The following is a 7,181-nucleotide window of genomic DNA, read 5'->3' as shown; positions in this document are numbered from 1 at the left end:
GTGAAGGACAAGGCGCGCCGTAACGGCACGCGTCATCTGCGCGAAGTGGCACTGGCGCAGGTGAAACGTGGCGAGACGACGCTGGCCGAAGTGAAGCGGGTGACGCTCAATGCGTAAGTTTTCGATGCCCGCTTGGCCTGCGCCGTTTGCAACACGCCGCGGCCACTGCCGGCTGGCGTTGTCGCGCGGTGCCGTCGCGGTGCTGGGCATAGATGCACCGCGTTTTGGCCGTGCGCGCAAGACGGCACCGCGCGTGGCGGAAAGGCCGCTCGCGGATATCGCTACGGCCGCGCCCGACGAACTCGCCGCGCAGATCGCTACCGCGCTTGACGAAGCGGGCGGCAAAGGCATGCCGGTCTATGCGACTTTCAGCGACGACCTGGTGCGCTACTTCATCGTCACGCCGCCGGCCAACAGCGCGCGGATGCACGATCTGCGTGCGGCGGCCGGCCTGCGTTTCCAGATGCTGTACGGCGAATCGGCTGCCGCGTGGCAACTGGTTGCCGACTGGCAGGCGGGCGCACCGTTCCTCGCCTGTGCGGTATCGCAACGTCTGCATACGGCGCTGCAGCTTGCGGTACGCACGCAGCGCGGCTGCCTCGCGACGGTTGCGCCGAACTTCGTCGCCGCGTGGAACCGCTGGCGCCGGCGCGTAGCCGCCGATGCGTGGCTGGCGACGCTGCATGGTCATACGTTGACGCTCGGGCTGGTGTCCGGCGCGGCGCGGCACGCGCGCCTCGCGGCGGTGCGCAATTTGATGTTGCCGGAACAGACGCCGCCGCTCGCGTGGCTACAGGAGCAGATCGTCCGTGCCGCGCTGCTCGACAATATGGCGCCGCCTTCTGTGCTGCACGTGCACGGGGCGCAGATCGATGCGTGGTACGTAGCCGCCCCGGTGGGAGCCGCGCCCGCCTCGGTGACGGCAGGGACAAGCGCGGAGACAAGCGCGGGGACAAGCGCTGGGACAAGCGCTGGGACAAGCGCTGGGACAAGCGCAGGGACCATCGGGACCCCCGCGGACGGCTCAGGCATCAGCGTGCGCTGGTGCCTGACCGGCAACGCAGCTGTGCCCGCGCTCGCGCAAACCACGGCGCTGCCGGCGCTTGCACAACTCGCATGGGGCGGTGCCGCGCCGTGAGACGTCTGCATATCGATCTCGCACCCTTCAGCGTGCGCCGCTTGCTCTACCGCACGCATCCGGCGCTGCGCTGGCTGGCGCTTGCCGGTCTGCTGATGTGTCTGTTGGCCGGCGTCCGTGCGCAAAAACTGCTGACGCGGCTCGACGCTCTCGATGAGGAAACCGGGCATCTGGCCGAGCGCGCCGCCCGCGCGGCGCGCGTGCGCTTAACGGTTGCGCGCGCACCGGTCGACCCGAAACAGGGCGCGGCCGTCAATGCCGCGGTGGCACGCCTGAACCTGCCGTGGGACGACATTCTCGACGCGCTTGAAGCGGCCACGCCGCATCAGATCGCGTTGCTGTCGATCACGCCGGATGCGAGCCGTGCACTGCTGCGGATCGAAGCAGAAGGGGCCAGCAGCGAAGACATGATCGGCTATTTGAAGTCGCTGCAGCAGCAGCCGCTGTTCGGCCGCGTTTATCTGGTGAGGAACGAGCTTGCGAAGGATCACAGCGACGGCGTGATGCGCTTTCAGATTGAAGCGCAGTGGCGCAGGGCCGCGCCGTGAAGATGCCGGATTTCGCCCGCGCGCTGTTGCGGCCGCATCTGGCGCTCCGCCGTGCCAGCCTGGGCGCGCTGACGGCAGGCGCGTTCGTGCTGGGTGCCGCGTCGATGTGGTGTGTGCTGCTGCCGGGGATGGCGGCGCGTATCGTCGACGAGGCGCGCGCTGTCGCACGTGCGCGTTCGACGCCGCTTCCCAGGCCGGTGGTGTCGCCTGCGACGCTGGCGGCCGAGCGGCTGGCCGCGTTCTACACCGCGCTCGGCGACGCGGGCCACACCGAGCAGGTGGTGATGCGTCTGTTCGACGCGGCCGCTGAAGCCGGCGTCAAGCTCGACAAGACCGAATACAAGCCGGGCGACGACCGTGTCGGTCGCTTCGAAACCTACACGATCGTGCTGCCGGTGAAGGGCGATTACGCGAGCCTGCGACGCTTCTGCGAAAAAGTGCTGTTGAAGGTGCCGTATGCGTCGCTCGACGACATGCGCTTTAAGCGCAGTTCGGCGAACGACCAGACGATCGAGGCGAGCTTGCGCTTCACGGTGTTTCTGCGACCGGCTGCGCCGGTGACGCGGGCTACGATGGCCACCCTCGCATCGAGTAGCGCAACGTCGCGCAGCGTCGCACCGGCCACCACCGCGCGCGCCGCCGCCGCGGTTGTAGCCAGCGAGGTGGACCGGTGAAAACGACGCACATCGCGCTCGCCGTCGCGTTCGTCGTTTGCGCAGGCCTGCTGCTGTTCGTGGACCGTACACCGCCGGACCAGGTGGTCGAAGCCGCGCCGCACGCGGGCCGTAGCGAGGCGCCGGCGGCAGCCGCGGCAAACCGCGCGAATGGCGCTGACGGCACGCCCGCTGCAACCGTCATCCTCGCACTGCGGCCGCGCGCCGAGCTATTTCACGAGACCGGCGGCGGCCGCCACGAACTGTTCGGCAGCCAGTCGTGGGCCCCGGCGCTGCCTTCGATGGCGCCGGCAAATGCGCAGATTCCGCCCCTGCCGCCGATACCCGCGGAGCCTGTGTTGCCGTTCACGTATCTGGGCAAGAAGTTATCGGGCGGCACCTGGGAGGTGTATCTGGCGCGCGGCGACGAAACCCTGATCGTGCACGACCAGATGTTGATCGATTCGATGTATCGCGTCGAATCGATCAAGCCGCCGACGTTGACACTCGTTTATCTGCCGAAGAAAGCGGTTCAAACCATTGATATTGGCAGCGCCGATTGACGGGCCGCCAAAGGAAGCAATCGTTGCGTACGCAATTTTCCACTCGAAAGAAACTTCACGTCGCCCGCGGCTTTGCGCTGCGCAACTGGCGGGTGCTAGTGCTCAGTGTTGCGCTGCCGGCGGTGCTGGCCGGCTGCGCGGCTGAAAAGGCCTATCGCGACGGCGAGGATCTGGTCGCCCGAGGCAAAGTGGACGAGGGTCTCGCGAAGCTGCAGGAAGCCTCGACTCAGGAGCCGCGTGATGCGCAATACCGCGAGACTCTGCTCGCGGTGCGCGAGCACACGGTCGATCACGATGATGAGCAGGGCGACCGGCTGGCTGCCAGCGGCGCGCGTGAAGCCGCCCGCCAGTCGTATCGTCACGCGCTGACGCTCGAGCCGGCTAACGAACGCGCGCTGGCGGGGCTGGTCGCACTCGAAAACGAGAACCGGCTGGACACGCTGGTCGAGCGCGCCCAGGCGCTGGCCGCGAAACACGATGCCGACGGCGCGCGCCGCCTCATCGCGCAGGTGCTGACCGAAGCGCCGACGCACAAGCGCGCATTGGCACTGCAGCGTAGCCTCGGCGCCGATAGCGGCGCGTCACGGGTCGAGGCGTCGCTCGCGGCCGCGTACCGCAAGCCGATTCAGATCGACTTCAAGGACGCGACACTCAAGCAGGTGTTCGAAGTGATCTCGCGCAGCGCGGGCCTGAACTTTCTGTTCGACAAGGATGTGCGCACCGATCAGCGCACGTCGATCTACCTGCGCAACAGCACGATCGAAGCGGCAGTGCGCTATGTGCTCGCGACCAATCAGCTGGCGCAGCAGGTGCTCGACGAGAATACCGTGCTGGTCTATCCGAATACGCCGGCCAAGCTGAAAGACTACCAGGAGCTCGCGGTACGCACCTTTTTCCTGTCGAATGCAGACGCGAAGACCGTGGCCACGACGCTGAAGACGATCGTCAAGTCGCATGACATCGTGGTGGACGAGAAGCTCAACATGGTGATCGTGCGTGACACGCCTGACGCGATCAAGCTCGCCGAAAAGCTGGTGGCGCTCGAAGATGTGCCCGAGCCCGAGGTGATGCTCGAAGTGGAAGTGATCGAAGTGCAGCGCAACGCGACACAGAACCTCGGCGTCGCATGGCCGGATTCGGTGACACTCACGCCGCTGCCGGTGGGCAGCGTGATCAGTTCAGCCAGCAGCGCGGGCAGCGCGATCGGCGGCTCGTTCGGCAACCCGTTCGGTTCGCTGGGGACGACGACCGGTTCAACGAACGGTTCGTCGCCCTCGCTGTCGCTCAACGACCTGTTTCACCAGACTTCCCACACCGTCGGCGTGTCGTCGCTTTCGGCTACCGTCAATGCGAACCTGACCGATTCGGGCGCGAAACTGCTGACCGATCCGCGCATCCGCGTGCGCAACCACGAGAAGGCCAAGATCCTGATCGGCGAGCGCGTGCCGAACATCACGTCGACGGCCACTTCGACCGGCTTCGTTTCGCAGTCGGTCAACTACATCGATATCGGCCTCACGCTGAACGTCGAACCGACCATCTATCTGGACGACACGGTGGGCATCAAGGTGGCGCTCGAAGTCAGCAGTCTGCTCCAGACGCTGACCGGATCGTCCGGCACGACCGCGTATGAAATCGGCACGCGCACGGCCAGCACCGTGCTGCAGCTGAAAAATGGCGAAACCGACATCCTGGCCGGCCTGATCGACAGTCAGGAGCGCACCTCGGGTGACAAGATTCCGGGCTTCGGCCAGTTGCCGGTGCTCGGCCGCCTGTTCGGCGCGACCAAGGACGAAGACGACAACACGGAAATCGTGCTGGCGATCACGCCGCACCTGATCCGCAATATCCAGCGCCCGGATGCGAACTCCGCGTACTTCACGGCGGGCACTGAATCGAACATGCAGAGCATGGTCCAGTCGAACGGCAGCAGCGTGGTGACGACGTACAGCGGCGGATCGACGACGTCGGGCAGCAGTTCGAACCGCAGTTCCAGTTCGGGCAGCGCGGATGCATCGGGCGCGTCCAGCGGTGGCGGCTATGGCGCTAACGGGTCGAATTATCCGTCGGGTTACGGCAGCGGCAGCAGCGGCGTGGGCGGCGTGGCGGGAGTCGGCAGTTTCGCGGGCAGCGGTGTCGATCCGGCGGTGGTCGGCGGCGCCGGCCTCGCGGCGGGCACCGCACAGATGACGCTGCAGGGGCCGCCGCAAGTGAAGGTTGGCGACTCGCTGACGGTCGCGCTGATGATGCAAGCCGACCAGCCGGTGACGGTGGTGCCGGCCACCGTCACGTTCGACAACACGAAGTTGCAGTTCACCGGCGTGACCGAAGGCGACTTCATGAAGCAGAGCGGTGCGCCTACCAGCTTTTCGAGCCGGGTGAACAACGGCCAGCTGATTCTGGCCGATTCGATATCGGGCGGCACCGGCGCGGCGGCGCAAGGCACCTTCGCGGTGCTGAATTTCCGCGCGCTGGCGCCGGCTTCGCAATCGTCGATTCAGGTGACGCCCGGCTCGATGATCGGCGTAGCCGGCGTGCCGGTGACCGGTGTACCGCCGACGACGCCGTACGCCGTGACGGTGATCGCGAAATGAGACGCCGCCATGCGCGGGGTGCGGCCAGCGGCTTCACGCTGATCGAACTGCTGGTGACGCTGGCGATTCTCGGCGTGCTCGCCTGCATGACGATTCCGGTTGCCCAGGTGATGCGCCAACGCGAACGCGAACAGGAACTGCGTACCGCATTGCATGAAATTCGCAACGCAATCGATGCATACCAGACCGCGAGCAAGGACGGCCGCATCCAGAAGGAGGCCGGCGCGACCGACTATCCGCCGAACCTCGAACTGCTGGTGGCCGGCGTACCCGACCAGACCGACCCGAAAGGTAGCAAGATGTACTTCCTCCGACGTATTCCGCGCGACCCGATGAACGACGATCCGCAACTCGCCGACGCGGCCACATGGGGCAAACGCTGCTACGCGAGCGAAGCGGAAGACCCGCAGGAAGGCGACGATGTGTACGACGTCTATTCGGTGTCCAAAGGCGTCGGCCTGAACGGCGTTCCCTACCGGAGATGGTGAGCACGATGAAACGGTGTTTGCCTGAACGCGCGGGCTTCACGCTGATCGAACTGCTGATCGTTCTGGCGATTATCGCGTTGTTGATGACGCTGGCTCTGCCGGAGTACTTCCATTCGATCGATACGTCGAAAGACAAGATCCTTGCGCAGAATCTGCACGTCACGCGCATCGCGATCGACCAGTTTTACGGTGACCAGGGGCGTTATCCTGACTCGCTGCAGGAGATGGTGGACAAACACTATCTGCGCAGTTTGCCGTTCGATCCGGTTACCGATAGCGCGACGACGTGGCACATCGTGCCACCGCCCGACGAGCAGTTGCCGGGCAACGTGTACGACCTGAAGAGCGGCGCGGACGGCACGAATCGCGACGGCAAACCCTATGAGGAATATTAGACTGCGCGGCGCTCGAGGCGGGCATCGACGCACGGGTACGCGCAAGCGCGGGACAGCCGGGCGGCTCGCGGCGGGGCAACGCGGATTCGCGTATCTGGCGCTGCTGATCGTCATCGCGATTATTGCGGTGACGGCGGCTGCGCAGATCGAGCTCGGTGCTGTCTATCAGCGGCGCATGGCGGAGGAAGAACTGTTGGCGACCGGCCATGAATTCCAGCGCGCGCTACTGAGCTATGCAAATGCAACGCCGCTGGGCCAGCCGAATCAACCTCGCACGCTGCAAGATCTCGTGCGCGATCCGCGTTATCCGAATGTGGTGCGCCACCTGCGCAAAGTGTATGCGGACCCGATGACCGGCAAGGACGACTGGGTACTGATCAGATCGCCGGACGGGCAGACGATTGTCGGTCTGCATAGTGCGTCCACTGCGCACCCCATTCAGATTGCGCACTTTGCCGCCGAGTTTCGCGGCTTCGAGGACAAGCAGAGCTACATGGACTGGGTCTTCGTCGCGAGGACGCCCGCGTTGACGCAAGGGGGAAGACCACCGGCCGCCGGCGACGGGGCGACGAGCGGGTTACAGAATGGTGGGATGACGCCGACGGATGGCATGTCATTCCCCGCCGCCGGAGCGCCGCTCAGTGGCGGTTCGGGGAGCGGCGGGCCAATCGGTAGTTCGCCGTTCGGCAACCTGCCGGGCGGAAGTCTGCCGTCGAACAGCCCGCTATCCGGGGGGTTGCCGGGTAGCCTGCCGGGAGGCAGCTTCGGCAATCACAGTCCATAGAGCCATCGCGGCGCGGTG

At 65.8% G+C, this 7,181-nt stretch carries 8 protein-coding genes; all 8 read left to right on the top strand.

Features of this window, described 5'->3' with window-relative positions; genetic code table 11:
* Positions 1-109: 109 nt before the first annotated feature.
* Genes BX592_RS23400 through BX592_RS34210 form a run of 8 tightly spaced genes read left to right on the top strand, consistent with a single transcriptional unit; the run spans position 110 to position 7,163 of the window.
* Positions 110-1,138 (top strand): hypothetical protein, encoded by a 1,029-nt coding sequence (locus BX592_RS23400; RefSeq protein WP_208327962.1) that lies wholly within the window; start codon positions 110-112, stop codon positions 1,136-1,138.
* Positions 1,135-1,686: a PilN domain-containing protein gene (locus BX592_RS23395; protein ID WP_243849687.1), complete on the top strand. Its 552-nt coding sequence runs from the start codon at positions 1,135-1,137 to the stop codon at positions 1,684-1,686. The genes BX592_RS23400 and BX592_RS23395 overlap by 4 nt, the downstream gene beginning before the upstream one ends.
* A gap of 2 nt (positions 1,687-1,688) precedes the next feature.
* Positions 1,689-2,360: a hypothetical protein gene (locus tag BX592_RS23390; protein ID WP_243849694.1), complete on the top strand. Its 672-nt coding sequence runs from the start codon at positions 1,689-1,691 to the stop codon at positions 2,358-2,360.
* Positions 2,357-2,902, top strand: a complete 546-nt coding sequence (locus BX592_RS23385) for a hypothetical protein (RefSeq protein WP_134195002.1) — start codon at positions 2,357-2,359, stop codon at positions 2,900-2,902. Before BX592_RS23390 ends, BX592_RS23385 begins: the two co-directional genes overlap by 4 nt.
* A gap of 23 nt (positions 2,903-2,925) precedes the next feature.
* Entirely contained in the window at positions 2,926-5,496 is a 2,571-nt protein-coding gene (locus BX592_RS23380; protein ID WP_243849686.1) for a secretin N-terminal domain-containing protein, read from the top strand.
* Complete coding sequence (locus BX592_RS23375) at positions 5,493-5,984, top strand: type II secretion system protein (protein WP_134194998.1); 492 nt, start codon at positions 5,493-5,495, stop codon at positions 5,982-5,984. The genes BX592_RS23380 and BX592_RS23375 overlap by 4 nt, the downstream gene beginning before the upstream one ends.
* A 5-nt stretch (positions 5,985-5,989) precedes the next feature.
* The gene (locus BX592_RS23370; protein WP_208327961.1) at positions 5,990-6,379 is read left to right on the top strand and encodes a type II secretion system protein; all 390 of its coding nucleotides are present in this window, start codon (positions 5,990-5,992) and stop codon (positions 6,377-6,379) included.
* Positions 6,366-7,163: a type II secretion system protein gene (locus BX592_RS34210; protein ID WP_208327960.1), complete on the top strand. Its 798-nt coding sequence runs from the start codon at positions 6,366-6,368 to the stop codon at positions 7,161-7,163. Before BX592_RS23370 ends, BX592_RS34210 begins: the two co-directional genes overlap by 14 nt.
* The last annotated feature ends 18 nt before the right edge of the window (positions 7,164-7,181 follow it).

Source organism: Paraburkholderia rhizosphaerae (assembly GCF_004366595.1).
GTDB classification, from domain to species: Bacteria; Pseudomonadota; Gammaproteobacteria; order Burkholderiales; family Burkholderiaceae; genus Paraburkholderia; species Paraburkholderia rhizosphaerae.
The sequence above is the reverse complement of the archived record's forward strand: the minus strand, read 5'-3'. Positions and strand labels throughout refer to the sequence as shown.